The 21,674-nt window shown below is 66.7% G+C and carries 22 protein-coding genes; 12 read left to right on the plus strand and 10 right to left on the minus strand.

Annotated elements, in window-relative coordinates; all coding sequences use genetic code 11:
- Positions 1-95: 95 nt before the first annotated feature.
- Together lptF and lptG are read left to right on the plus strand one after the other, a co-directional pair.
- Positions 96-1,175, plus strand: coding sequence for an LPS export ABC transporter permease LptF (lptF, locus tag F464_RS0114025; RefSeq protein ID WP_018990458.1), 1,080 nt, complete (start codon positions 96-98; stop codon positions 1,173-1,175).
- Positions 1,172-2,251: an LPS export ABC transporter permease LptG gene (gene lptG / locus F464_RS0114030; RefSeq protein WP_018990459.1), complete on the plus strand. Its 1,080-nt coding sequence runs from the start codon at positions 1,172-1,174 to the stop codon at positions 2,249-2,251. Before lptF ends, lptG begins: the two co-directional genes overlap by 4 nt.
- Positions 2,252-2,301: 50 nt before the next feature.
- Here lptG and F464_RS0114035 read toward each other — a convergent pair whose 3' ends face one another.
- Positions 2,302-3,078: a ferredoxin--NADP reductase gene (locus tag F464_RS0114035; protein WP_018990460.1), complete on the minus strand. Its 777-nt coding sequence runs from the start codon at positions 3,076-3,078 to the stop codon at positions 2,302-2,304.
- A gap of 91 nt (positions 3,079-3,169) precedes the next feature.
- Positions 3,170-3,409 carry a hypothetical protein gene (locus tag F464_RS0114040; protein WP_018990461.1) on the minus strand — a complete coding sequence of 80 codons (240 nt, stop codon included), beginning with the start codon at positions 3,407-3,409 and terminating at the stop codon, positions 3,170-3,172.
- Positions 3,410-3,583: 174 nt separating this feature from the next.
- On the opposite strand from F464_RS0114040, the gene F464_RS0114045 reads away from it, so the two are divergent.
- Complete coding sequence (locus F464_RS0114045) at positions 3,584-4,021, plus strand: Rrf2 family transcriptional regulator (protein WP_018990462.1); 438 nt, start codon at positions 3,584-3,586, stop codon at positions 4,019-4,021.
- Positions 4,018-5,193 (plus strand): HPP family protein, encoded by a 1,176-nt coding sequence (locus F464_RS28540; protein ID WP_018990463.1) that lies wholly within the window; start codon positions 4,018-4,020, stop codon positions 5,191-5,193. The genes F464_RS0114045 and F464_RS28540 overlap by 4 nt, the downstream gene beginning before the upstream one ends.
- Before the next feature lie 20 nt (positions 5,194-5,213).
- On the opposite strand, the gene F464_RS0114055 is transcribed toward F464_RS28540, so the two are convergent.
- Positions 5,214-6,461: an MFS transporter gene (locus F464_RS0114055; RefSeq protein WP_051092298.1), complete on the minus strand. Its 1,248-nt coding sequence runs from the start codon at positions 6,459-6,461 to the stop codon at positions 5,214-5,216.
- A gap of 144 nt (positions 6,462-6,605) precedes the next feature.
- Here F464_RS0114055 and F464_RS0114065 point away from each other — a divergent pair, with 144 nt between their 5' ends.
- Entirely contained in the window at positions 6,606-7,505 is a 900-nt protein-coding gene (locus tag F464_RS0114065; protein ID WP_018990466.1) for a LysR substrate-binding domain-containing protein, read from the plus strand.
- A 37-nt stretch (positions 7,506-7,542) separates the two neighbouring features.
- Here F464_RS0114065 and F464_RS0114070 read toward each other — a convergent pair whose 3' ends face one another.
- Positions 7,543-8,346 (minus strand): cobalamin-binding protein, encoded by an 804-nt coding sequence (locus tag F464_RS0114070; protein WP_018990467.1) that lies wholly within the window; start codon positions 8,344-8,346, stop codon positions 7,543-7,545.
- 220 nt (positions 8,347-8,566) lie between these two features.
- On the opposite strand from F464_RS0114070, the gene F464_RS0114075 reads away from it, so the two are divergent.
- From F464_RS0114075 to arsB, 6 genes are all read left to right on the plus strand, one after another.
- On the plus strand, positions 8,567-9,211 hold the full coding sequence (locus F464_RS0114075; protein WP_018990468.1) for an RluA family pseudouridine synthase: 645 nt from the start codon (positions 8,567-8,569) through the stop codon (positions 9,209-9,211).
- 79 nt (positions 9,212-9,290) lie between these two features.
- On the plus strand, positions 9,291-9,662 hold the full coding sequence (locus F464_RS0114080; protein WP_018990469.1) for an ArsR/SmtB family transcription factor: 372 nt from the start codon (positions 9,291-9,293) through the stop codon (positions 9,660-9,662).
- On the plus strand, positions 9,659-10,138 hold the full coding sequence (locus F464_RS0114085; RefSeq protein ID WP_018990470.1) for an arsenate reductase ArsC: 480 nt from the start codon (positions 9,659-9,661) through the stop codon (positions 10,136-10,138). The genes F464_RS0114080 and F464_RS0114085 overlap by 4 nt, the downstream gene beginning before the upstream one ends.
- Positions 10,139-10,168: 30 nt before the next feature.
- The gene (gene arsD, locus F464_RS0114090; protein WP_018990471.1) at positions 10,169-10,528 is read left to right on the plus strand and encodes an arsenite efflux transporter metallochaperone ArsD; all 360 of its coding nucleotides are present in this window, start codon (positions 10,169-10,171) and stop codon (positions 10,526-10,528) included.
- A gap of 12 nt (positions 10,529-10,540) precedes the next feature.
- Positions 10,541-12,316, plus strand: a complete 1,776-nt coding sequence (gene arsA, locus F464_RS0114095) for an arsenical pump-driving ATPase (protein ID WP_018990472.1) — start codon at positions 10,541-10,543, stop codon at positions 12,314-12,316.
- A gap of 15 nt (positions 12,317-12,331) precedes the next feature.
- Positions 12,332-13,426 carry an ACR3 family arsenite efflux transporter gene (gene arsB, locus F464_RS0114100; RefSeq protein ID WP_018990473.1) on the plus strand — a complete coding sequence of 365 codons (1,095 nt, stop codon included), beginning with the start codon at positions 12,332-12,334 and terminating at the stop codon, positions 13,424-13,426.
- Between the two features lie 74 nt (positions 13,427-13,500).
- Here arsB and F464_RS28545 read toward each other — a convergent pair whose 3' ends face one another.
- From F464_RS28545 to F464_RS0114130, 6 genes are all read right to left on the minus strand, one after another.
- Positions 13,501-15,036: a methyl-accepting chemotaxis protein gene (locus F464_RS28545; protein ID WP_018990474.1), complete on the minus strand. Its 1,536-nt coding sequence runs from the start codon at positions 15,034-15,036 to the stop codon at positions 13,501-13,503.
- 9 nt (positions 15,037-15,045) lie between these two features.
- Entirely contained in the window at positions 15,046-15,888 is an 843-nt protein-coding gene (locus tag F464_RS28550) for a phosphate ABC transporter substrate-binding protein (protein WP_018990475.1), read from the minus strand.
- A gap of 669 nt (positions 15,889-16,557) precedes the next feature.
- Positions 16,558-16,881, minus strand: a complete 324-nt coding sequence (locus F464_RS28555; RefSeq protein ID WP_018990476.1) for a TorD/DmsD family molecular chaperone — start codon at positions 16,879-16,881, stop codon at positions 16,558-16,560.
- 79 nt (positions 16,882-16,960) lie between these two features.
- Positions 16,961-18,259, minus strand: a complete 1,299-nt coding sequence (locus F464_RS0114120) for a sigma-54-dependent transcriptional regulator (RefSeq protein WP_232428924.1) — start codon at positions 18,257-18,259, stop codon at positions 16,961-16,963.
- A gap of 13 nt (positions 18,260-18,272) precedes the next feature.
- The gene (locus tag F464_RS0114125) at positions 18,273-19,751 is read right to left on the minus strand and encodes a sensor histidine kinase (protein WP_018990478.1); all 1,479 of its coding nucleotides are present in this window, start codon (positions 19,749-19,751) and stop codon (positions 18,273-18,275) included.
- A complete protein-coding gene (locus F464_RS0114130; protein WP_018990479.1) occupies positions 19,748-20,626 on the minus strand; it encodes a substrate-binding domain-containing protein in 879 nt (292 codons plus the stop codon). Before F464_RS0114130 ends, F464_RS0114125 begins: the two co-directional genes overlap by 4 nt.
- 329 nt (positions 20,627-20,955) lie before the next feature.
- Here F464_RS0114130 and F464_RS0114135 point away from each other — a divergent pair, with 329 nt between their 5' ends.
- On the plus strand, positions 20,956-21,666 hold the full coding sequence (locus tag F464_RS0114135; protein ID WP_018990480.1) for a 4Fe-4S dicluster domain-containing protein: 711 nt from the start codon (positions 20,956-20,958) through the stop codon (positions 21,664-21,666).
- The last annotated feature ends 8 nt before the right edge of the window (positions 21,667-21,674 follow it).

Below are 21,674 nucleotides of genomic sequence, written 5' to 3' on the forward strand. Positions count from 1 at the left end.
ATAAGACGCGTCGTTCCGATTGCCGCCGATTATGGCCCGTTCGCGGCAAATGCGTCAAAAACCCCGCACTCCAACGAGATCCAGGCTTTCGCGCGATGATATTCAGCCGCGCCCTCCGGCGTGAATTCTCCCAGTCGGCAGCCGGTGTGTTCGTCGCCTTGTTTGCGATCGTCATCACCGTCGTGCTGGTGCGTCTGCTCGGGCAGGCGGCCGGCGGCCGCGTCCCCCCTGACGCCGTGCTCGCGCTGATCGGCTTCGGCGCACTGACCGAGCTGCCCGTCGTGCTGTCGCTGACGTTGTTCATTTCGGTGCTGATGCCGCTGTCGCGTTCGTACCGCGACTCGGAGATGGTCGTGTGGTTCGCCTCGGGCGTGCCGTTGACGGGATTCATCCGGCCGGTGCTGCGCTTTGCCCTGCCGTTGGTGATCGCAATCGCGGCGGCGACCCTGTTCCTGGCGCCTTGGGCGCACATGAAGAACGCCGAATTCCAGGCGCGGCTAGATTCGCGCGACGATACGACACGCGTCGCGCCAGGGGTGTTCCGCGAGTCGGCCACGTCGCAACGCGTCTTCTTCGTCGAGATGGGGGCGGGCGAGAGCGGCAAGGTGCGCAACGTGTTCGTGAGCTCGGAACAGAACGGCCGCCTCAGCGTGATCGTGTCGTCGGAGGGGTTTCTGCAGACGGATGCCAATGGCGACCGCTTTGTCGTGCTCGAAAAGGGGCGGCGCTACGAGGGCGAACCGGGTACGACCGAGTATCGCGTGATGGAATTCGAGCGTTACAAGGTGCTGATCGAGGAGCGCAAGGTGGCGAGCACCTGGTCGCGCACGCGTGTGATTCCGACTGCGGAGCTCTTGGCTTCTCCCACGGAGCGCAATCTCGGCGAGATGGTCGGGCGCATTGGCGTGCCCGTTGCCGCGCTGCTGCTGGCCCTGATGGCGATACCCCTGTCTTTCGTGAATCCGCGTGCGGGGCGGGCCAACAACCTGATTTTCGCGATCCTGACCTATCTCGTGTATAGCAACGCGATCAGCATTTTCCAGTCCTGGGTCGGACAGGGGCGCCTGCGCTTCGAGCTGGCGGTGTTGCTGCCGCATGTGGTCGTCCTGGCACTGCTCGCGCTGATGTTCTACCGGCGGTTGGCGGTGTCGCCGTTCTGGAGGGCGCGCGCATGATGACGGTGCTGGGTCGCTATCTCGCCCGCGAGGTTCTCGGGGCGACCTTCACGGTGTTGATCGCCTTCCTTGGACTGTTCGCGTTTTTCGATTTCCTCAACGAACTCGATTCGGTCGGCAAGGGTGGGTACGAGCTTCATCACGCCCTGCTGTACGTCGCGATGATCCTGCCGGGGCGGGTGTATGAGCTCCTGCCGATTGCGGTGCTGATCGGGACGCTGTATTCGCTCACGACCCTTGCGCGTCATTCCGAGATCACCGTGATGCGGGCGTCGGGGATGTCGACGATGAAGCTGCTGCGCATGCTCGCGGGCATCGGGACGATCTTCGTCGTCGCGACCTTCGTCTTCGGCGAGTACATCGCGCCGCCGGCGGAGCGGGCCGCGCAGCAATGGCGCCTGACGGCGACCAATTCGACGGTTTCGAGCCAGCTCAAGTCGGGCCTGTGGGTGAAGGACGGTCCGCGTGTCGTGAATGTGCGGACGCTGCAGCCGGACCGCAGCATGGAAAAGGTGCGGATATTCGAGTTCGATGAGCGTCACGCGCTGCTGTCGGTGACCGATGCCGCAGCGGGCAGGTACTTTGCCGACGAGGGCAGCTGGCGCCTGAACGATATCCGCCAGACGCGCTTCCTGGGCGATCGCACCGAAGTCGTGGATCTGCCGGAAGTGGACTGGAAGTCGGAGCTGACGCCGGAAGTGCTGAGCGTGCTGATGGTGCTGCCGGAGCGGATGTCGGTGGCGACGCTGGTGGCCTATGTGAATCACCTGCGCGAAAACCAGCAGAACTCGGACCGCTACGAGATCGCACTGTGGAAGAAGCTGATCTATCCGTTCGCGACGCTGGTGATGATGGCGCTGGCGCTGCCGTTCGCGATGTCCCACGAGCGCATGGGCGGGGTGAGCGTGAAGGTCTTCCTCGGCGTGATGCTGGGGGTCGGTTTCCACCTGTTGAACGGCCTGTTCTCCAACCTCGGTGTGATCAACAACTGGCATCCGGTGCTCGCTGCGGCGACGCCGAGCTTGCTGTTCGTGGTGGCGGCCGCCGGGCTGCTGCTCTGGGTCGAGCGTCGCTAACTGCTGTCCCGGGTGCCCGCCGGGGCACCCGCACCCTCCGTTGGTTCGCCTTACCAGCCGTTTTCGACTGCGATCTGCGCCGGAGCAGCGAGCCGGCTGAGCCGGCAGTCTTTCCTCATCAGCGCGCGGTGCGTGTCGCGCACCATGTCGGGGCTGCCGCAAACCATCAGGCGCGAGTGCGCGGGCTCGATGCGCAGGCCCACGCGCGCTTCCAGTGTTCCGTCGTCCAGAAGTGCCGGGATGCGTCCGGCGAGGGCCCACGGCGCGGGTTCGCGGCTCAGCACCGGTTGGTAGACGAGGCGCTCGCCCACGTCGGCCCATAGGGGATGCCGCCGCAGTGCGTCGATTTCCTCGCGGTAAGCGAACTCCGCCGATGCGCGCACGCCATGCACGAGGACGAGGCGCTCGAAGCGCCGCCAGGTGTCCTCGTCCTGCAGGATCGACAGGAAGGGGGCGAGGCCGGTGCCGGTCGCGAGCATCCACAGGTCGCGACCGTCGGCGAAGCGGCTGGTCGTGAGGAAACCGTAGGCGCTGCGTTCGATCATGATCTCGTCGCCAGGCTCGAGCGCATCGAGCAGCGTCGTGAATTGCCCGTCCGGGACGATGATGGAATAGAACTCCAGGTGATCGTCCCACGGCGCGGAGGCAATCGAGTATGCGCGCCACACCGGGCTGCCGTTCGGCTTGCGCAGGCCGAGACGAGCGAACTGGCCGGGAACAAAGCGGAACGACGGGTCGCGTGCGAGGCGGAAGGAGAGGAGCTTCGACGTCCAGCGGCGCCGTGAGAGCAGGCGTGCGGTGCCGTGCTTTGCGTCGACAGCGATCATGGAAGTCCTCCTTGTGTCGGGGGCGGGCGGCGCGACCGGGTGCGGCGTGCCGATGTCACGACTTCATGCCCGCCGCGGGGATGTTCCCCGCTCAGCCGGCAGACATGTTTCCGAGTGCGTGGTGCGCAGCGAGCCGCACGACATAGCCGATCTTGAAGAATGCCGCGGACACGGGCAGGACAAGGTGGCCGGTAATCTGCATGCCCATGCCGAAGCGTTCGGAGAAGGGGTAGGCGACCAGGCCCGCGGCAATCATGCCGAGTCCGGACAGGACCATGGTTACGCGTCCGAGCGTGAGGGTCTGTCGGGCGTTGAGGCGGGCGGGGCGCATCACTTTCCTCCGGAAACATGGAATGGCGTGTGGCAGGCGGTTCGGGCCGTGGTGCCTTGGCGTAAGAGGAATATAAAATGAATCTTCAAAAAGAGTCAACATGGATGCATCTTTAAACCGCGCTCCGTATAATGGAATTCATAGCGCGGCCCGACGGCCGCCGCAGGAGCCGCCATGCATCTGACCCAACACACCGATTACGCCTTGCGCGTGTTGATCTATCTCGCCGTGAACGCCGACCGCCTCGTGACGATCGCGGAGGTGTCCGAGCGTTTCGGCATCTCGCGCAGTCATCTGATGAAGATCGCGAACCACCTCGTGCGCGACGGGTTCGTCGAAGGGCTGCGGGGCAAAGGTGGCGGACTACGGCTCGCGCATGTGCCCGAGGCCGTCAATATCGGTGCGGTGGTGCGCAGCATGGAGCGCGGGATGGCGCTGGTCGAATGCTTCGGCACGGGCAGCCAGTGTCTGTTGACCCCCGACTGCAGGCTGAAGGGCGTGCTCGGTCGCGCGCTGGAGGCCTTCCTGCAGACGCTGGACAAGGTATCGCTGGCCGAGCTGGTCGACACGCCGCAGCGCGAGGTGCTCCACGTCCTGCGGCGCAGCGCATGAGCGGAGTGCTGCCGTGGCTGCGCGCCTTCATTCCCTCGGCCCATGCGGTGAGCAGGCGCGAACGGGTGGCCGGTGCGGCGGGGGCGCTGCTCGGGTTGTTCCTGAGCGAGTGGATCGGCCGCATGGCGCTCGGGCAGTCCAGCCCGTGGTTCATCGCGCCGATGGGCGCTTCGGCGGTATTGCTGTTTGCCGTGCCGTCCAGTCCGCTGGCGCAGCCGTGGTCGATCGTCGGCGGCAACCTCGTCGCTGCGCTGATTGGTGTGAGCTGTGCAAAGCTGGTCGGGCATCCGGGCATCGCGGGCGCACTGGCGGTCGCGCTCACGATTGCCGCGATGTTTCCGCTGCGCTGCCTGCATCCACCGGGGGGCGCCGTGGCGCTGACCTGCGTGCTCGGCGGGCCGGCCGTGACTGAACTGGGCTATGGTTTCGCGTTATGGCCTGTGGGCATCGATTCGCTGTGCCTGCTCCTGATCGCGATGGTTTTCAATGCCGCGGTCGGGCGCCGCTATCCGCACCGGCATGTGGATGCATCCCGCCCGCATGGAACGGCCGATCCGGTGCCGAGTGCGCGCGTCGGCGTAACTGCGGACGATCTGAATGCCGTCCTCGAGGCGCGTGGCGAGTGGGTGGACATCAGCAGCGACGACCTCGAGGAGATCATCGTTGCGGCCGAGGCGCGGGCTTACCGTCGTCGTTTGGGGACGATCCGCTGCGGCGACATCATGGCGACCGACGTCGTCACCGTCGCGCCCGATGCGCCGCTGGCGGAGGCATGGAGGCTGCTGGCACGCCATCGGGTGAAGGCGCTTCCGGTGGTCGCGGCGGACCGGCGACTCGCGGGCATCGTGACCCTGCACGATTTCTTCGTGCAGGGCGATGGCATGCCGCGACCGCTTGCGAACGACGGAGCGGGGCGACGCAGCAGCGTGCGCGACGTGATGGCGGCGCGCGTCGTGACTGCACGTCCCGAGCAATCGATCGACGAGATGGTCGGACTTTTCTCGGATGCCGGTCTGCATCATTTGCCGGTGGTCAGTGTGGCCGGCACGGTGATCGGCATGGTGACGCAGTCCGATCTCGTCGCCGCGTTGGCACGCATGCAGCTCGACGAACCGGCTGCCAATGCGCCGGCCCGCGAGCGGGCGGACGCGCGCTGGAAGATGTCCGCCTAGGGGCCCGCAGGTACCGGGTGTCAGGCGGCCGGCGTGAAGGCCGGCGGCTGGGCGACGGGCTGCAGGGTGCGCAGCTGCCAGGCGCACAGGAGGGCCAGCGCGGCGCACAGGATCAGCGCGGCCGTCACGCCGGGCCATGCGGCGAATTCCCACGCGAGGCCGGAGAGCGTGCCGATGATGCTCGCGCCGAGGTAGTAGCTGCACAGGTAGAGCGCGGTCGCGAGGGCGCGCCGTTCGCCGGACCGGCGCCCGACCCAGCCGCTGGCCGTGGTGTGGGCGCCGAAATAGCCGAAGGTGAAGACGGCGACGCCGGCGACGATCGCTGCGAGGTGCTCGACGAGGGCGATCGCGAGGCCCGCGCCGCAGGCGAGGATCATGATCCACAGCAGCGCCCGGCGGCCGATGCGGTCGACCAGACGCCCGGTCCACGCAGACGACAGGGTGCCGACCATGTACAGCAGGAAAACCGCGCCGATGGCAGTCTGGCCGAGCGAGAAGGGAGCGGCGTGGAGCCGGAAGCCGAGGTAGTTGTAGAGGCTGGTGAAGGCGCCCATCATCAGGAAGGCGATCGCGAAGAGGCGGCGCAGCCCGCTGTCGGCAAGCAGCGTGGCGATATCGCCGAATACCCGTGAGGGCAGGGCGGCCCGTGCGCGGAAGCGATGCGAAGGCGGCAGGCAGCGCCAGAAGACGAGGGTCGCGACGAGTCCGAGCACGCCCAGTGCCGCTGCGGCGATGCGCCACGAGCTCCAGTCCGTGAGACCGGCGACGAGGAAGCGCCCGCTCATGCCGCCCAATGCGTTGCCGGCGATGTAGAGGCCCATTGCACGGCCCTGCGCGCTCGGCGCGATTTCCTCGCCCAGCCAGGCCATCGCCGAGGCCGGGAGGCCGGCGAGGACTGCCCCCATCAGCATCCGCAGGACGAGCAGCTGGCTGAAGTCGGCCGCGATGGCGGTCGCGAACGCGATCACGGTCGCGAGTGCGAGCGAAACCTTCATCAGGCGCTGGCGGCCATAGCGGTCGGACAGCACGCTCGCGGGCAGGAGCATCAGCGCCAGCGCGGCGGTGCCCAGCGAGACGGACAGGCTCGCGGTGGTCGGTGCGACGCCGAAGTCGGCGGCGAGGCGGGGGAGAATCGGTTGCGTCGCATACAGCAGCGCGAAGGTCGTGAAGCCGCCCAGGAACATCGCGAGGTTGGCGCGGCGGAAGGCCGGGGTGCCGGCTTCGATCGGGGCGGAGGGGGCGGCAGGGAGTGGGGCAGGGGCTGGCATCGTCGTGCGGATCGGTGAGCTGATCACTGAGTTGATCAGTGAGCGGTCGCTGGCTACGCTGCGGCCCGTGACTGAATGCTAGGTTGCGGGTTATGCATACGTCCAATATATTTGAAGCGATCAATAAATCTATAAAACAGATATATGGAACTGCGTCACCTGCGTTACTTCGTTGCGGTTGCCGAGGAACTCAGCTTCACGCGCGCCGCGGAACGCCTGCACATCGGTCAGCCGCCGCTGTCGATGCAGATCCGTGACCTCGAGGAGGAGATCGGCACCCGGCTCTTCGAGCGCAGCAAGCGACGGGTTGCGCTGACCGAGGCGGGCCTGCGCTTCCTCGAGCACGCACGGGAGATTCTTGCGCGTTCGCAGGCTGCGACGGACGAGGCGCGTCGTGCGGGGCGGGGCGAACTCGGCGAATTGCGGGTCGGTTTCACGTCGTCGCTGCCCTACACGACGACGCTTGCGGACGTGCTGCATACCTACCGTCGCGATTTTCCGCAGGTCGGCCTGCTGTTGCGCGAGATGTTCACGGTCGATCAGTTCGAGGCGTTGCTGCGTGGGGACATCGACGTCGGTTTCGTGCGCTACCGCGGACTCGACGTGCCGCCCGGGATCGTGACGCGCGAGATCGGACGGGACGCGTTGCGCCTCGTCGTCAATTCGTCGCATCCGCTCGCGGTGCGGACCGAGGTCTCGCTTGCGGAGTTGCGCGAAGAGGGCTTCGTCGCCTATCCGCCGGACGTCGGAACCGGGCTGCCGGCGATCGTCGGCGAGTTGTGCCGCGGAGCGGGTTTCGAGCCTCGCATCGTGCAGCGGGCGCGCGAGGCGACGACGCAGATCGGCTTGGTCGCGTCGGGGCTCGGCGTCGCAGTGCTGCCTGCGCCGCTCGAATGCGTGAGGCTGCCGCGTGTGCGCTACCTGGCGATCAGCGACGAGGGGGCCTACCTGTCGCTCGCCGTCGCGCGCGCGGAGCGGCCGCCCAGCCCGGTTCTGCGCACCTTCCTCGACGTGCTGGTCAGGATTGCGGCGCCGCCGGGCTGAGACGCGCGGCGCGCCGGCCGGTGTGGGTATCGGGCGTCTATCCGGCCACGCCGTCAGCCCAGTCGGCCATGAGTTTCGCGAGCGCAGGCAGGCCCTCGCGGATCGCGACGGGGCCGGGTGAGAGGATGATCGCGGACTTGATCTCGTGGATCTGAGCGTTGCGCACCGCGGGCACGTCGTCCCATCCGGCACGCGCGGCGACCTTTTCGGGACGGAAGCGCTTGCCGCACCACGATCCGATGATGATGTCCGGGTCCCGGCGTGCCGCTTCCAGCGGGTCGGCCAGGATGCGGTCGCGCGCCGCGGTGCGATGGGCGAACTCGGCGAAGACATCGTCGCCACCGGCGATGCCGATCAGTTCGGATACCCAGCGGATGCCGGAGATCGGCGGCTCGTCCCATTCCTCGAAATACACGCGCGGACGCCGCGGGAGGCGTGCCGCGGCGGTACGGGTCGCCTCGATCACGCCTTCCAGCTCTCCGACCAGCGCGTTCGCGCGGGCTTCGGCGCCGACGAGGCGACCGACCGTTTCTATCATCGCGAGGATGTCCTCGACGCTGCGCTGGTTGAAGACGTGCACGGCGACGCCGGCCTTGACGAGATCGCGGGCGATGTCGGCCTGCAGGTCGCAGAAGCACAACACGAGGTCCGGCTGGACGGCGAGGATGCGGTCGAGGTCGCCGGTGCTGAAGGCGAAGACCTTGGGCTTTTCCTTGCGGGCCCGCGGCGGGATGACCGTGTAGCCGGAAATGCCGACGATGCGGTCCTGTTCGCCGAGGGCGTAGAGGATCTCCACCGTTTCGGTGCTGAGGCAGACGATGCGTCGGGGCAGTCGGGACATGTGTTTTCGATCCGGTGAGAAGGCGGGTATTTTGCCGCGAAAGGCGACGGATGCCGAAGATGGTTGCGTGCGCGGGTTTGCCGGCGCGCGGGAATCCTGCTAAAAGGCGGCGTCCGGTGACGGTTGATGGGGGGCGACGGCGTCCGGCCCGGTTTCCGTTGCGGTCAGCCGCGCATGTTCATTCCTCGTTTGCCGCCATTGCCTCGCGCTTCCTGAAATCGTGCCGCATCTCGCTCCTGCCATCGTCTACGCGGACGACGCCATCGTCGTCGCCGACAAGCCGTCCGGTCTCCTGTCGCAGCCTGCGCGCGGCGAGGACCGGCAGGATTGCCTCGAGCTGCGCGTGCAGGCGCAGTATCCCGACGCGCTGCTGGTGCATCGACTCGACATGGCGACATCGGGACTCATCCTGCTGGCGCGCGGACCCGAGATGCTGCGACGGATGAATCATGCGTTCGCTCAGCGTACGGTCGGCAAGCGCTATGTTGCGGCGGTGCATGGATTGGTCGCGGGCGACTGCGGGGAAATCGACCTGCCGCTGGCAGCCGATCCGGACAACAATCCGCGCCAGCGGGTCGACCGTGAGCGCGGGAGGCGGGCGCTGACGCGATATCGGGTCGTCGAGCGCCGTGGCGAGGGCGACGGGACGGTATCGCGCGTCGAGCTGGAACCCGTAACGGGGCGCACCCACCAGCTGCGCGTGCACCTGATGTCGCTGGGGCATCCGATCCTGGGTGATGTGCTGTATGCGCCTCCGCACAGCGCACAGCATCACGCGCGCCTGCACCTGCATGCCGCGGCGATCGCGTTCATCCACCCGGAGCGGCGCGTCCCGCTGAGCTTCGAGAGCGTCGTGCCGTTCTGAACGCTTGCGCCGTGACTGCATTGACGCATGCGGCGGAGTTTCGTTACGATAATTCAACTATTTTGGAAATATCGAAGAGATGGACGAAAAAGCCGCCCTTGCCGTGTTCGAATGCCTCTCGTCGGGTGTCCGGCTCGGTGTATTCCGGCTGCTCGTGAAGGCCGAGCCGGTCGGCGTCGTCGCCGGGGATATCGCCGCAGCGCTCGACGTCGCACCGAGCAGCCTGTCCTTCCACCTGCGCACGATGACGCAGGCCGGACTGCTGCGCGTGGAGCAGGAGGGGCGATTCCTGCGCTACCGGGCGAATCTCGCGCTGATGACCGAGGTCGTCGGTTTTCTCACCGCAAACTGCTGCAGCGGCGTGCCCGGCGGGTGCCGGGACGCGGACGTCCTGGCCGGGCGGATTTCCGATTGCGGCGCCTCCAACCCCATGCAGGAATCGAAAGCGTGAATGTGCTGTTCCTTTGCACCGGCAACTCGTGCCGGTCGATCCTCGCCGAGGCGACCTTCAACGCCCTGGCGCCCGCCGGCATGCGCGCGATGAGCGCCGGCAGCCAGCCCGCGGGCTACGTGCATCCGCGCTCGCTGGCGCTGCTGGCGCGCGAGGGCATCGCGACCGAGGGCGTGCACAGCAAGTCGTGGAACGGTCTGCCGCACACCCCCGATCTCGTCGTGACCGTGTGCGCGAGCGCGGCGGGCGAGACTTGCCCGGTGTATCTCGGCAAGGTGTCCCGCACGCATTGGGGCGTCGCTGATCCGGCCAGGGCGACCGGCAGCGACGCTGAAATCGACGCTGCGTTCGAGCACGCCTATCGGGTGCTGCGGGCGCGCATCGAGGCCTTTCTTGCCTTGCCCGGCGAACTGGCACGACGGGATCCCGTCGCCTTCCAGTCCGAGGTCGACCGCATCGGCACGTTGCTTCCCTGAAATTTCTTCTTGTCCTTCGGAGCTTGTCCCATGAAATCCATCCAGGTTTTTGATCCCGCGCTTTGCTGCAGCTCCGGTGTCTGCGGCGTCGACGTCGACCAGCAGCTCGTCACCTTCGCAGCCGATGTCGAGTGGGCGAAGCAGCAGGGCATCGCGCTCGAGCGCTTCAACCTCGCCCAGCAGCCGCTGGCGTTCGCGCAGAATGCGGTGGTGAAGGGTTTCCTCGAACGGTCGGGCGCCCAGTCGCTGCCGCTGATCCTGATCGACGGCGAGTTCGCGTTGGCGGGGCGTTATCCGACGCGCGACGAACTCGCCCGCTGGGCCGGTGTGCAGGCCGAACCGGCCGGCAAGGCCGCCGGCGGGTGCTGCAGCGGCGGCCGCTGCTGCTGAGGGGCTGACGACATGCGCTTCCTCGATCAGCCGCCGCGTTACCTGTTCTTCACCGGCAAGGGTGGGGTCGGCAAGACTTCGCTCGCCTGCGCCACGGCAATCCATCTCGCCGGACTGGGCCGCAAGGTGTTGCTGGTGAGCACCGATCCGGCCTCGAACGTGGCACAGGTGTTCGAGCAGGAGATCGGCAACCGGGTGACGCCGATCGAGGCGGTATCGGGGCTTTCCGCGCTGGAAATCGACCCGCAGGCCGCGGCCCGATCCTATCGCGACCGCATCGTCGGTCCGGTGCGCGGGATCCTGCCGGATGAGGTCGTGCGCGGCATCGAGGAGCAGCTCTCCGGCGCTTGCACCACCGAGATCGCGGCGTTCGACGAGTTCACCGGACTGCTGACCGATACGCAGCTCACGAGCGGCTTCGACCACGTCGTATTCGACACGGCGCCGACCGGCCATACGATCCGCTTGCTGCAGCTGCCGGCGGCGTGGTCGGGATTTCTCGCGAACAATACCGAAGGGGCGTCCTGCCTCGGCCCCCTGGCCGGGCTGCAGAAGCAGCGTGAGCAGTATTCGTCCGCCGTTGCGGCGCTCGCGGATGCCGCGCGCACGCGGCTCGTGCTCGTCGCGCGTGCCCAGGCCTCGACGCTGCGCGAAGTGGCCCGCACGCATGCCGAGCTGGCGGCGATCGGGCTCAGCCGCCAGTTCCTCGTCATCAATGGCGTGCTTGCCGATGATGCCGTCGCGCGCGCCGACGGGCTGGCCGCGGCGGTGCTGCGTCGCGAACGGGACGCACTCGCCGCGCTCCCCGAGCCGCTGCATGGCCTGCCCACGGACTACGTGCCGCTGATGCCATTCAATCTCGTCGGCTTGCCGGCGCTCCGCGCCTTGCTCGGCACGGGCGGTTCGCCGTCCTGCGACGTGTCGGGCGATGCGCGTGCGTCGGCGGCGCTCGCGTTGCCGAATCTCGCGGGCCTGGTCGACGGCATCGCCGCGGACGGCCACGGGCTGGTGATGCTGATGGGGAAGGGTGGGGTCGGAAAGACGACGCTCGCGGCCGCGATCGCGGTGGAGCTCGCGCGGCGAGGTTTCCCGGTGCATCTGAGTACCTCCGATCCGGCGGCGCACCTCGCAGAGACGCTCGAGGGCTCGCTCGGGAATCTCGCCGTGAGCCGCATCGATCCGCAGGTGGAGACGGAACGCTATCGCCAGCATGTACTGGAGACGAGCGGGAAGGATCTGGATGCGCACGGACGCGCGATGCTGGAAGAGGATCTGCGCTCGCCTTGCACGGAGGAGATCGCCGTCTTCCAAGCCTTCTCGCGCATCATCCGCGAAGCTGGGAAGAAGTTCGTCGTCATGGACACGGCGCCGACGGGGCACACCTTGCTGCTGCTCGACGCGACCGGCGCGTATCACAAAGAAATCGCGCGCCACATGGACAAGAGCGGCGTCACGCACTTCACGACGCCGATGATGCAGCTGCAGGATCCGACGCAGACCAAGGTGCTTGTCGTGACCCTCGCCGAGACCACGCCGGTGCTCGAAGCCGCGAACCTGCAGGCGGATTTGCGTCGCGCGGGCATCGAGCCGTGGGCGTGGATCATCAACAACAGCCTCGCCGCCGCACGCACCGATGCGCCGGTGTTGCGCCGTCGCGCCGAGCAGGAGTGGCCGCAGATCGTGGCCGTGCGCGAGCACCACGCCAAGCGGGTCGCACTGGTGCCGGTGCAGGCCGAGGAGCCGGTGGGCGTGGCGCGGCTGCTTGCGTTGGCCGCAGGAAAGAACTGAAGGAAAACGAGAGAGATGTCCGTTCAATGTGAAATCACCGCCAAGCGCGCCGCCGCGGCGCCGATGAGCGTCTTCGAGCGTTATCTAACCGTGTGGGTATTCCTGTGCATCGTCGCCGGCATCGCCTTCGGCCAGATGGCGCCCGCGCTGTTCCAGGCCATCGGCCGCATGGAGTTCGCGCAGGTGAACCTGCCGGTGGGCGTCCTCATCTGGGTGATGATCATCCCGATGCTGATGAAGGTGGATTTCGGCGCGCTGCACGAGATCCGCGGCCATGTGCGCGGCATCGGCGTGACGCTGGTCGTGAACTGGCTGGTGAAACCGTTTTCGATGGCGCTGTTGGGCTGGATCTTCATCCGGCACCTGTTCGCGCCGTGGCTGCCGGCCGAGCAGATCGATAGCTACGTCGCCGGCCTGATCCTGCTCGCCGCGGCCCCCTGCACGGCGATGGTGTTCGTGTGGAGCCGGCTCACCAACGGCGACCCGATCTTCACGCTGTCGCAGGTTGCGCTCAACGACACGATCATGGTGGTTGCGTTCGCCCCCATCGTCGGCGTGCTGCTGGGTATTTCCGCGATCACGGTGCCCTGGGACACGTTGTTCACGTCGGTGGTGCTGTATATCGTGATTCCGGTCGCGCTCGCGCAGGTCGCGCGCAAGGCGCTGCTCGCGCGCGGGCAGGCGGTGTTCGACGCCGCGATGGAACGCATCGGCCCGTGGTCGATCAGTGCGCTGCTGGTGACGCTGGTGCTGCTCTTCGCCTTCCAGGGCGAGGCGATCCTCGCGCAGCCGCTGGTGATTGCGCTGCTCGCGGTGCCGATCCTGATCCAGGTGTTCCTCAACTCGACGCTTGCCTACCTGCTCAACCGCATGGTCGGCGAGAAGCATAGCGTCGCCTGCCCGTCGGCGCTGATCGGCGCGTCGAACTTCTTCGAACTGGCGGTGGCCGCGGCGATCAGCCTGTTCGGCTTCGAGTCGGGCGCTGCGCTGGCAACGGTGGTCGGCGTGCTGATCGAGGTGCCGGTGATGCTGCTCGTCGTGCGCGTGGTCAATGCTAGCAAGGGGTGGTACGAGGCCGGGGCGGGTGCAGCCAGCGAACGCGGCGCATAGGGCGGTTTAAAGAATCAGGCCGACGGGCGTCGACGGAGGTCGGCGGGGTTGCGGCGCGATGCCGTCAGTAGCGGTCACACCCGGAAGCGCGCCACCTGTTCGTGCAGGCGCGAGGCCAGCTCGTGCATCGAATCGGCCGACTCGCTGCCGCCGCCAGTCGCCGCGCTGATCTCTTCCGACATGGAGGCGATGCTCTCCACGTTCTGGGCCATCGATTCGGCGGCAAGGGCCTGTTCGCGCGCGGCCGAGGCGATGTCGCGCACGCGCTCGGTGGTGCGCGCGACCGCGTCGCCAATGCGCGCCAGAAGGTCGCGCAGGGCATCGGCCGAGGCGACTTCCTCGGTCTCCCGCGCGTTGCTCTCGCGGATGACGGTGACGGCGTTGCCGACGTCGGTGCCGATTGCGTCGATCATCTCCGCGATTTCCTTGGTGGCGACCGTCGTGCGCTCGGCCAGCTTGCGCACTTCGTCGGCGACGACCGCGAAGCCACGGCCCTGTTCGCCAGCCCGCGCGGCCTCGATCGCGGCATTGAGCGCGAGCAGGTTGGTCTGGTCGGCGATTTCGCGGATCACCGCTACGATCGAGCGGATCTGCTCCGAGCGCTGGCTTAGCGCGTCGACGTGCTGCGCCGCGCGGCCGACCGCGTCGGCGGTAGCCTGGATCTGGCGTGTGGCAGTTTCGGCGGATTTTTGTCCCTGGCGTGCGAGCGTGTTGGCATCCACGGCGAGGCTTTCGGCTTCGGTGGTGTGATCGGCGACCTGCGTGATACTGACCGTGACTTCCTCCACGGCGGCCGACGTGGCTGCGGCCGATTCGCTCTGGCGCATGGTGGCCTGTGCGGTCTGCGACATCGCCGTGGCAAGCGATTCGGCGGACCCGGCGACTTGCTGCGAGGCGTCGCGGACAAAACGCATGATGGTCTGGAGCTTGCCCATCATCGTGTTGAAGGCGTCCGCGATGTCGCGGATTTCGTCATGCGTGCCGACCTGCAGCCGTGCGGTGAGGTCGCCTTCACCGTCGGCGATGCCGCGGATGAGCTTGCGCATGTCGGTGATGGGGGCGATCACGGTACGCGTGACCATCCAGTACATCAACAGCAGGGCAATGACGGCGGCAATCACGACGACGATCTGGAAGCTGCGGGCAAGCGAGCTGATGCGAGCCCGGTCTGCCTCGACCTCGGCGAGCTGCGCGCTCACGAGGTTGTCGATCGCCCGGCTTTGTTCACGCAGCTGGTCGAGGCGGCGGGCGCCTTCATCGCTGCGGTTTTCGAGGTACACCGAGCTGATCGCAACGACGCCGGCGAAGTAGTCGCGCAGCGGGGCGCGCAGGCGTTCGCCGAGTGGGCCGAGCTGCACCAGGCGCTCATCGGCCGCGAGTGCGCTGCGGGCGGCCTCGATGGCAAAGCCGTCCTGCCGCGTGAGGATGCCGCTCTTGACGTGGTCGGCAATCTCGCGGGCGCTGTTGAGGGTCGCGAGCAGCGTTCGTTCCTGGGTGGTGACAGCTTCGCGTCGCGCATCGAACACGAACATGATGGCGACCATCGTCAGCACCAGGATGCCGATCAGGGCGAAGGGAGCGATGATTTTCTTGGTCAGCGTGATTCGCATGGCGTGCTCCTAGCGCGTGGCGCCGACCGGCAGGAAGCCGAGCGATTTGACGATGTCCTGGCCCTGTTGTCCGGCTGCCAGGTCGAGGAAGGCTTGCACGGGCGGTGTTGCGTTCGTGTAGACCAGATTGAGCGGCCGCACGATGGGGTAGCTCCCCGCCTTGATGGCCTCGTCGGTCGGTTGTTGTCCGTCGAGCGGGATGATCTTCACCGGCATGCCGGCTTCGGCCAGCGCGTGGGCGGTGCCGACCGAGACATAGCCGATCGCACCGGGAATCCCGCCGACCAGGGTCAGCGCCTCGACGTTGGCGCCGACGATGTAGGCCTTGCTGCTGATCAGGGGCTTGTCGCCCTTCTTGCGATCGGGGCTGAGGAGGCCGGTGTAGTGCTCGAAGAGCTCCAGCGTGCTGCGCCCGACTTCCTTGCTCACGCGCTGTACCGCCAGGTCGGGGCCGCCGAGTGCCTGCCAGTTGTCGATCTTGCCGCTGTAAAGGTCGACGAGTTGCGCCTTGCTGAGACTACTGACCGGGTTGCCCTTGTTGACGATGATCGCGAGGGCGTCGATGCCGATCACGGCGTTCTTGAGGGCGGCTTTCTCATCGTCCTTCAGGTCGCGCGAGACCATGCCGATCTGGCTGGTGCCGGCGATGGCGTTCTTGACGCCAGCGCCGCTGCCACCGCCAGCGAGCGTAACGGCTTCACCGCCACGCTTCGCGTAGAGTGGAACCAGCTTCTCGACCACGGGTTGAACCGTGCTGGAACCGGAAATGTCCAGTGCATGGGCGATGGAGCAGGCGCCGAGGCCTGCGATGGCGAGCGCAGCGCGCAGGCGGGTGTGGGTGAATGATCTCATAGGAATCTTTTGCAGCGGTTCGATCGGGACTTGCGTGATTCGCGCGACGGGCGATTGTTACCAAAAGTAATATGCCAATAATAACACCTTCTGTTGCATGGTTTTTGCATTCGGCGCGCAGTGTCCCCAATTCCGGCAGGCTGTTCAGGCGCGACCGGCAAGCGCGGAAGGCAGTGTGCGCACTCTTTCACATGAGCCGGGCCCAGCCTAGATTGAGATGGGCGGAGATCAACTCGAGCTGCCGGCATTGCCGTATTACCGCGGATTGTGTCCATCACCCCGATATCGTCTGCTTGCCGCGGGAAGGCCGCGATCTCGCCGGCCGGGCAGATCGACAGCTGCGTCGTAGACGTGATCCTGCTCGCTGCGGCCCTCCCGCGCGACGATGGGATCGCGTATGCACCCATCGTCGGCGTGATGATCGAAGTGCCGGTGATGCTGCTCGTCGTGCGCGTGGTCAATGCGAGCAAGGGGGTACGACGCGGGCTGGACCGTGGCCGATGCCGCCGCGGGGCGCCCGCCCCTCGCGCTTACGTTCGGGTCAGCTGTCGGATGCGAACGGGATGGCGATCATTGTTGACTTGGCGTGAGCACTGGCATCCGGAGTCGGCGAAGTCTGCAGTTGGTCGAATCGGCACCTGCTTCCGGCTCGCCAGGGCGGGGAGTCGTTCAGGAAACTTCCTGTTGTACTAAGCGTTCGGTCAGGGCTGCCAGTTCCCGGCAAAAGGTTGTCTGGGCGCTTGAATCCGTGGCGGCGGCAAACGCACCGACCCATGCCCCGAGGTGTTCGCGCAGGAAGCGTTGATTCAGCGCGTCGATCGTCTTCGCCGTGCCCATATCGCCGTCGCTCCGGGTTTGCCGCAAGGTGAAGAGCAGGACATACAGGAACTCCAGTTCGACGGCAAGATGATCGGGCAGGTCGCCGAAGGCGTCGCTGACGTCAAAACCGCCCTGCCGGTACAGGTCGGCCACGGCAAGCGTCGAGTCCTGCATCAGCGTCGCATCCCCCGAGCACCTCCGGCGGGCGGGTGTGCGACCGGTGAATTGCAGTACCGCGGCTTGTCGTCCGGGGTCAGTCGCCCTCGGGACCCTCGATACCCAGGCGGCGCATCTTCTCCCACAGCGTCTTGCGCGTGATGCCCAAGGCTTCGGCGGTATGCGTCATGTGCCAGTGGTGTCGCTCCAGCATCATCGCCAGGTAATCCCGTTCGCATGACATCAGATATTCGGCGAGCGATGGCGACAGCGCCTCGTCGCTTTTCCCTGCCTCGAGGCCTTCACCGAAAAAGGCTTCGGCGCCGAGCAGCGGGCCGGGGGAGAGGATGCAGGCACGCTCGACGGCATGCTTGAGTTCGCGCACGTTTCCCGGCCACGAATAGGACATCAGCGCCTGTTCGGTGCGGGGATCCAGGCGCCGGCGCTCGTCGGGGTGGGCGCGATTGAAGGACTCGACGAAGTGGCGCACGAACCAGCGGATGTCTTCGGGGCGTTCGCGCAGCGGCGGAATGCGCAGGTGGATCACATGCACGCGGTAGTAGAGGTCGTCGCGGAAAGTGCCGGCGTCGACCATCGCCTTGAGGTCCTGGTGGGTCGCGCAGACGAGGCGAAAATTCACAACCATCGGGGCTTCGCTGCCGAGGCGTCGCAGCTTGCGTTCCTGCAGCACGCGCAGCAGTTTGACCTGCATGTGGAGCGGCATGTCGCCAATCTCGTCGAGGAACAGCGTGCCGCCCTGCGCCTGCTCGAAATAACCGCGCTTGGCCTTCACGGCGCCGGTGAAGGCGCCTTTTTCGTAGCCGAAGAGTTCGGCTTCCAGCAGGGATTCGGGAATCGCCGCGCAATTTACGGCGACAAAGGGAGCGTCCGGATTGCCGGCGTGACGGTGAAAGAACTGCGCGACGTGTTCCTTGCCGACACCGGATTCGCCGGTGATCAGCAGCGCGCTCGCATTGCGCGCCAGGCGCGGCAGCGTCTCGGCGATGCGACGCATGGCCGGCGAGACGCCGAGCGCATCGGCATCCACGTCGCTGCCGCCGGCTCCGCCATAGTCCTGTGCCAGTGCGTGCACCCTGGCGACCAGTGCGTCGGGATCGAAGGGCTTGGTCACGTAGTCGGCCGCGCCGGCCTTGAGCAGCTCCACCGCGCGGTCGATGCTGCCAAAGGCGGTCAGGAAGAGGAACGGCGGCAGCATCGGCAGGCGCGCACCGAGTTCGAGGAACAGATCGCCGCCATTGCAGTCGGACAGGCGGATGTCGCTGACGACGATCGCATAGCGTCGCTTTTCCAGCGCCTCGGCGGCCTCGGCGCCCCTGCGCCACCAATCGACATCGAAACCTTCGAGGCGGAAGCGCTCGGCGAGCGATTCACCCATGATCTCGTCGTCTTCAATCAGACAGAGTCGCGGCGTTGCTTCTTGCTGCCTGGCCATAGGGGATCTCGATGGTGAAGGTGGTGGATCCCGGTTCGCTTTCGACCGAGATTTCGCCGTTGAGCTGCTGCACGATCTGATACACGATCCACAGGCCCAGACCGTGACCCGCCTCGTTGTGCGTGGTGAAGGGTTCGAACAGGTAGGGCAGTTCCTCGTGCGGAATGTGCAGGCCGTCGTTGAACACCGCGAGCACGAGTCGGTCGTCGGTGGCCTGCGCACGCAGTCGCACCGTGCCGCCATTGCCGGCGGCGGCGACGGCGTTGAGCAGCAGGTTCAGCACGATCTGCCGCACGAGCGTCGCGGGAAGGGGGAGGGCGGAGGCGAGATTGTCGTCTACGGCGACCGTTGCCCCGCGGATATGGGCCTCGGTTTCGACGAGGATCAGCAGGTCTTCGATGTCCTGGGGGGCGAACGGACGGTCTTCGATGCGGCTTTCCACCAGCAGCGCCGCGACGGTGTTGCGGATCTGCGTGAGGCCGCGTTCGAGCAGCGACAGGGCCTTGGCGGCGAGCGGATCGCCGTCGCCGTGGCGCTTGTAGGTGTTGATCGCGGTCAGCATGCCTGCGAGCGGGTTGTTGATCTCGTGCGCGATGCCCGCCGTAAGGCGGCCGATCGCGGCGAGGCGCTCCGAGACGAGCATCTGGCGCTCGAGTTCCTGCTTGTTGCGCAGCTCGCCGACCATGCGGCGGAAGGCTTCGCCCAGCTGGCCGATTTCGTCGCGGCTGTGCGGCAGGTCGGCGAGTCGCGCCGCTTCCAGCTCGAGCGGGACCTGGCGCATCGCCTGCGCCAGACGCATCAGCGGCTGGCCGGTTCTGCGCGCCCAGACCCACGAAATCGGCAGGATCACGACGAGGACCAGCAGGGTGACCAGCACGGCGCGCCCGACCAGGCCGAGGAAGCGCGGCAGGAACGGCGTCTTGGAATAGCCGAGAATGACGTGTCCGAGCGCGACGCCGTCGGCGATTAGTGGCGACATCACGAAATAGACCGGCGAACCGGGGGGCTCGAGCACGCGCTGTTCGTTTTCGGCTCCGCGCGACAATTCGGCGCGCAGCAGGCCGTATGCGCCGCCGCGGCTGGCCGCGCTGCTGCCGATCGGAAACTCGCGCGGGCGGGTCGAGACGAACACGCGGTAGTCGGCATCGGTGACCAGCACCACCTCGGCCTGCAGCTCGGGGGCGGCGGGGTCGCGCTCGTGCGCCGACTGCAGGATTTCGTAGGCGCGCCAGATGTCGTCGTGCAGCACCGGCATCACCAGCGTGTGCGCGAGGACGCGCCCCATGCTGCGGGCGTGGCCTTCGAGGTTCTGCCGGATCTCGTCGTATTCCCGGGCGACGAGCGCTCCGGCGACTGCGACGGCGGTACCGAGCACGGCCGCCATCACCCGCAGTGGAATCTTCCAGCGCAGCGACAGATCGGACAGGGGGCTCACGAGCGCTCCATGCGTGCCGCCATGCGCGCAATGTCGGCAAACAGCGCAGGTTCTCCGCGCGTGAAGCCGTCGAGATGCAGACGCTTGAGCAGCTCTTCGCCCGCGGGGTCGGCCGCCATGCCGAGCAGCACGGCACGGAAGCGATCGAGTTCCTCGGGCGGGATGTCGGCCCGTGCGACGAAGGGCGGATGGCCGAGAAGCGGCGAGCGGTCGATGATGCGTGTCGCGCGGGTCAGCTCGGGGCGGACCTCGGCGAGCGTTTCCCACACATAGCCGTCCACCGCGCCGCCGTCGGCCAGTGTAGCCCCGACCGCCTCGACGACCTTGCGATGGGCCCAGGTGAAGAAGGTGCGCGAGAAGAAGTTCGCCGGATCCTGCTTGTGCGTGGTCAGGATGTAGCGCGGATACAGGTAGCCGGAATTGGAGTCCGGGTCGGAGTATGCGAAGACCTTGCCACGCAGGTCCGTGATTGCGTTGGAACGCGTGTCGTCGGCCGGCACGATGATGTAAGAGCGGTAATACGGACCACCCCGCCACAGGGGCACGGCCACCAGTTTCAGTTCGCGCTGATGACGCACGTAGGGGTAGCCGCACACCCAGGCGAAATCGAGTTTGCCGGTGCGCACCAGATCGACGACTTCGCGGTAATTGCCGCGCTGGACGAAGGTCACCGCCCGACCGAGTTTCACCTCCAGCCAACGTCGCCAGTCGCGCAGGAAGTTCATCTGGTCGTCCAGGAACACCGGTGTCAGGCCGATCCTGACTGCGTCATCGGTGGCACCGGCCGACAGGGCTGGGAGCGCAGCGAGGGCCGCGGCGCAGCGAAGAAAGCGCCGTCGCGACTGCGATCCGAGACTGTCATTGCCCCTGTCCATGTCGGGGATGATATGCGCCTGCCACCGTGTCTGCCACTGGGCCGAAGGAGCGCGAAACGCCGCCGTTACGCTGGCGTAGCATCTTGCGCCGCAGCAATCGGCACGGGTGTTACGCCGGCGTAACAGTCGCTGTCATGCATCGGGAATCAGTATCACGGCAAACCCATTACGGCGAACGGGTTATTGCCTCGCGACGCCCGTCCTGGCGCGGATGTTGCGGTCTTCTGTCGTAAAACACGGGCGTCAGGCGCCTTCGCCAACGCGTGTTTGCCAGGCTCGTCCGAGCCTCGGCCCGGACAAAGGTCGCTTTATCAGAGGAGGCAACGCGCATGAGCGAAGAACTCAGGGTCTCGCCCATCGAGACCAGGGAAATGCCGGGCAAGCGCCGCTTCGCCATGGTGGTCGATACGCGTCGCTGCATCGGCTGCATGGCCTGCCAGGTCGCCTGCAAGGCGGAGTACGACACGCCGCTCGGCGTAAACCGCACCTGGGTGCCGTACAAGGTCGTCGGCAAGTACCCCAACGTCAAGAAGCAGTTCCTGCCGCGGCTGTGCAACCACTGCGACGACCCTCCGTGCGTGCGCAACTGTCCGGTCGGAGCCACCTACAAGCACGAGGACGGGGGCTTCGTGTTGCAGCGCTATGAGCGGTGCATCGGCTGCCGCAGCTGCATGGCGGCCTGTCCGTACAACGCGCGCTTCATGCTGCCGTCGCACCGGACCTACACGCCGATCACGAATGTGGTCGACAAGTGCACCTTCTGCTTCCACCGCGTGACGCAGAACCTGGTGCCGGCCTGCGTGCAGACCTGCATCGGACGTGCGCGGGTGTTCGGCGATCTCAACGACCCGACCAGCGAGGTTTCCTACCTCGTTGCGAAGAACGCGACGCAAGTGCTGCGCCCTGAGGAGGGGACCAAGCCGCATGTGTTCTACATCGGCGCGGATCGCAACCAGACCGAGTTCGGCCGCGATGCCTATCGCAAGCCCGAAGTGATGGAGCTCGAACGCTCGGCGTTCAAGCGCCACTTCGACATCTGAGGAGACAA

It is taken from the genome of Aromatoleum toluclasticum ATCC 700605, assembly GCF_000378245.1.
In the GTDB taxonomy this organism is placed as follows: Bacteria; Pseudomonadota; Gammaproteobacteria; order Burkholderiales; family Rhodocyclaceae; genus Aromatoleum; species Aromatoleum toluclasticum.

Coding starts and splice junctions, on each gene's coding strand:
- lptF (WP_018990458.1), top strand. CDS start 96: ATGATATTCAGCCGCGCCCTCCGGCGTGAATTCTCCCAGTCGGCAGCC.
- lptG (WP_018990459.1), top strand. CDS start 1,172: ATGATGACGGTGCTGGGTCGCTATCTCGCCCGCGAGGTTCTCGGGGCG.
- F464_RS0114035 (WP_018990460.1), bottom strand. CDS start 3,078: ATGATCGCTGTCGACGCAAAGCACGGCACCGCACGCCTGCTCTCACGG.
- F464_RS0114040 (WP_018990461.1), bottom strand. CDS start 3,409: ATGCGCCCCGCCCGCCTCAACGCCCGACAGACCCTCACGCTCGGACGC.
- F464_RS0114045 (WP_018990462.1), top strand. CDS start 3,584: ATGCATCTGACCCAACACACCGATTACGCCTTGCGCGTGTTGATCTAT.
- F464_RS28540 (WP_018990463.1), top strand. CDS start 4,018: ATGAGCGGAGTGCTGCCGTGGCTGCGCGCCTTCATTCCCTCGGCCCAT.
- F464_RS0114055 (WP_051092298.1), bottom strand. CDS start 6,461: ATGCCAGCCCCTGCCCCACTCCCTGCCGCCCCCTCCGCCCCGATCGAA.
- F464_RS0114065 (WP_018990466.1), top strand. CDS start 6,606: ATGGAACTGCGTCACCTGCGTTACTTCGTTGCGGTTGCCGAGGAACTC.
- F464_RS0114070 (WP_018990467.1), bottom strand. CDS start 8,346: ATGTCCCGACTGCCCCGACGCATCGTCTGCCTCAGCACCGAAACGGTG.
- F464_RS0114080 (WP_018990469.1), top strand. CDS start 9,291: ATGGACGAAAAAGCCGCCCTTGCCGTGTTCGAATGCCTCTCGTCGGGT.
- arsD (WP_018990471.1), top strand. CDS start 10,169: ATGAAATCCATCCAGGTTTTTGATCCCGCGCTTTGCTGCAGCTCCGGT.
- arsA (WP_018990472.1), top strand. CDS start 10,541: ATGCGCTTCCTCGATCAGCCGCCGCGTTACCTGTTCTTCACCGGCAAG.
- arsB (WP_018990473.1), top strand. CDS start 12,332: ATGTCCGTTCAATGTGAAATCACCGCCAAGCGCGCCGCCGCGGCGCCG.
- F464_RS28545 (WP_018990474.1), bottom strand. CDS start 15,036: ATGCGAATCACGCTGACCAAGAAAATCATCGCTCCCTTCGCCCTGATC.
- F464_RS28550 (WP_018990475.1), bottom strand. CDS start 15,888: ATGAGATCATTCACCCACACCCGCCTGCGCGCTGCGCTCGCCATCGCA.
- F464_RS28555 (WP_018990476.1), bottom strand. CDS start 16,881: ATGCAGGACTCGACGCTTGCCGTGGCCGACCTGTACCGGCAGGGCGGT.
- F464_RS0114120 (WP_232428924.1), bottom strand. CDS start 18,259: ATGGGTGAATCGCTCGCCGAGCGCTTCCGCCTCGAAGGTTTCGATGTC.
- F464_RS0114130 (WP_018990479.1), bottom strand. CDS start 20,626: ATGGACAGGGGCAATGACAGTCTCGGATCGCAGTCGCGACGGCGCTTT.
- F464_RS0114135 (WP_018990480.1), top strand. CDS start 20,956: ATGAGCGAAGAACTCAGGGTCTCGCCCATCGAGACCAGGGAAATGCCG.